This window comes from Gilliamella sp. B3783 (assembly GCF_026536125.1).
In the GTDB taxonomy this organism is placed as follows: Bacteria; Pseudomonadota; Gammaproteobacteria; order Enterobacterales; family Orbaceae; genus Gilliamella.
Genome location: NZ_JAFNOU010000016.1, coordinates 1 through 3,200, shown reverse-complemented (window position 1 = coordinate 3,200; position 3,200 = coordinate 1). Strand labels below are relative to the sequence as shown.

The following is a 3,200-nucleotide window of genomic DNA, read 5'->3' as shown; positions in this document are numbered from 1 at the left end:
CTATTATGTTTGTATTTACTTGAAAGAGTAAATAGAAAGATAACGCTCTTTAACAATTAGGAACAAGCTGAAAGAAACGAGTTCTCGTTTTTACGGAAGGCATTTGTATGTAAGTATGAATGTAATGAAGTAGAAAAGAGAAAAAAGCGTAATTAAAACCAAGACAACTGTGAGTTGTAAGGTTAAGAAATTAAGCGTACACGGTGGATGCCTAGGCAATCAGAGGCGATGAAGGACGTGTTAATCTGCGAAAAGCGACGGTGAGCCGATAAAAGGCGCTATAACCGTTGATGTCCGAATGGGGAAACCCAGTGCAGGCGACTGCACTATCACCTAATGAATACATAGTTAGGTGAGGCGAACCGGGAGAACTGAAACATCTAAGTACCCCGAGGAAAAGAAATCAACCGAGATTCCCAAAGTAGCGGCGAGCGAAATGGGAGCAGCCCAAGCGGGTAGCATAATGTATTAGTGGAAGCGTCTGGAAAGTCGCACGATAGAGGGTGAAAGTCCCGTACATGAAAGTGGATTATGTGGAAGCTTATAGAGTAGGGCGGGACACGTGATATCCTGTCTGAAGATGGGGGGACCATCCTCCAAGGCTAAATACTCCTGATTGACCGATAGTGAACCAGTACCGTGAGGGAAAGGCGAAAAGAACCCCGGGAGGGGAGTGAAATAGACCCTGAAACCGTGTACGTACAATCAGTGGGAGCATATACCGTTGGGTATGTGTGACTGCGTACCTTTTGTATAATGGGTCAGCGACTTATATTCTGTAGCAAGGTTAACCGAATAGGGGAGCCGAAGGGAAACCGAGTATTAACTGTGCGTTAAGTTGCAGGGTATAGACCCGAAACCCGGTGATCTAGCCATGGGCAGGTTGAAGGTTGGTTAACACTAACTGGAGGACCGAACCGACTAATGTTGAAAAATTAGCGGATGACCTGTGGCTGGGGGTGAAAGGCCAATCAAACCGGGAGATAGCTGGTTCTCCCCGAAAGCTATTTAGGTAGCGCCTCATGAGTAACTGTTGGGGGTAGAGCACTGTTTCGGCTAGGGGGCCATCCCGGCTTACCAACCCGATGCAAACTCCGAATACTGACAAGTTTAATCATGGGAGACACACGGCGGGTGCTAACGTTCGTCGTGAAGAGGGAAACAACCCAGACCGCCAGCTAAGGTCCCAAAGTCATAGTTAAGTGGGAAACGAAGTGGGAAGGCTTAGACAGCTAGGATGTTGGCTTAGAAGCAGCCATCATTTAAAGAAAGCGTAATAGCTCACTAGTCGAGTCGGCCTGCGCGGAAGATGTAACGGGGCTAAAACTATGCACCGAAGCTGCGGCAGTGCACGTAAGTGTATTGGGTAGGGGAGCGTTCTGTAAGCCGTCGAAGGTGTGTTGTGAGGCATGCTGGAGGTATCAGAAGTGCGAATGCTGACATAAGTAACGATAAAGCGGGTGAAAAGCCCGCTCGCCGGAAGACCAAGGGTTCCTGTCCAACGTTAATCGGGGCAGGGTGAGTCGACCCCTAAGGAGAGGCCGAAGGGCGTATCTGATGGGAAACGGGTTAATATTCCCGTACTGGCTATAACTGCGATGGGGGGACGAAGAAGGCTAGGTTTACCACCTATTGGATGGTGGGTTAAGCGTGTAGGGGTGTGATTAGGCAAATCCGGTCACTGAGACCCTGAGGCGTGATGACGAGCTACTAAGGTAGTGAAGTAATTGATGCCCTGCTTCCAGGAAAATCCTCTAAGCTTCAGGTTATAGTTAATCGTACCCGAAACCGACACAGGTGGTCAGGTAGAGAATACTCAGGCGCTTGAGAGAACTCGGGTGAAGGAACTAGGCAAAATGGTGCCGTAACTTCGGGAGAAGGCACGCTGATGTTAATTGAAGTCCCATGCGGATGGAGGTGAAATCAGTCGAAGATACCAGCTGGCTGCAACTGTTTAATAAAAACACAGCACTGTGCAAACACGAAAGTGGACGTATACGGTGTGACGCCTGCCCGGTGCTGGAAGGTTAATTGATGGGGTTATGCGTAAGCAGAAGCTCTTGATCGAAGCCCCAGTAAACGGCGGCCGTAACTATAACGGTCCTAAGGTAGCGAAATTCCTTGTCGGGTAAGTTCCGACCTGCACGAATGGCGTAATGATGGCCAGGCTGTCTCCACCCGAGACTCAGTGAAATTGAAATTGCCGTGAAGATGCGGTGTACCCGTGGCAAGACGGAAAGACCCCGTGAACCTTTACTATAGCTTGACAGTGAACATTGAGCCTTAATGTGTAGGATAGGTGGGAGACTAAGAAGTGTGTACGCCAGTATGCATGGAGTCGACCTTGAAATACCACCCTTTAATGTTTGATGTTCTAACCTATACTTCTGAATCGAGGTAAGGGACACTGTCTGGTGGGTAGTTTGACTGGGGCGGTCTCCTCCCAAAGAGTAACGGAGGAGCACGAAGGTTAGCTAATCCTGGTCGGACATCAGGAGGTTAGTGCAATGGCAAAAGCTAGCTTGACTGCGAGAGTGACGGCTCGAGCAGGTACGAAAGTAGGTCATAGTGATCCGGTGGTTCTGAATGGAAGGGCCATCGCTCAACGGATAAAAGGTACTCCGGGGATAACAGGCTGATACCGCCCAAGAGTTCATATCGACGGCGGTGTTTGGCACCTCGATGTCGGCTCATCACATCCTGGGGCTGAAGTAGGTCCCAAGGGTACGGCTGTTCGCCGTTTAAAGTGGTACGCGAGCTGGGTTTAGAACGTCGTGAGACAGTTCGGTCCCTATCTGCCATGGGCGTAGGAAAATTGAGAGGGTTTGCTTCTAGTACGAGAGGACCGAAGTGAACGCACCGCTGGTGTTCGGGTTGTGATGCCAATTGCATTGCCCGGTAGCTACGTGCGGAATAGATAAGTGCTGAAAGCATCTAAGCACGAAACTAGCCTCGAGATGAGTTTTCCCTGAAGAGATTCAGTAAGGTCCGTTTGAGACTAAGACGTAGATAGGTCAGGTGTGTAAGTGTAGTGATACATTGAGCTAACTGATACTAATGAACCGAGAGTCTTAACCTTACAACTCGGAGTTGTTTTGGATACGCGAAGTTGAGAGTAAGAAGTCATCGAAAGATGGTTAAAGATTGATAAAACAGTTTGTTCCGGATTGAGCGATTGATGAAGATATGTGATAATGTTC

1 rRNA gene is annotated in these 3,200 nt (G+C 48.8%); it reads left to right on the top strand.

The window, feature by feature from the left end:
- Window positions 1-180: 180 nt before the first annotated feature.
- Window positions 181-3,079, top strand: a 23S ribosomal RNA gene (locus J3U59_RS11920).
- Window positions 3,080-3,200: the final 121 nt, after the last annotated feature.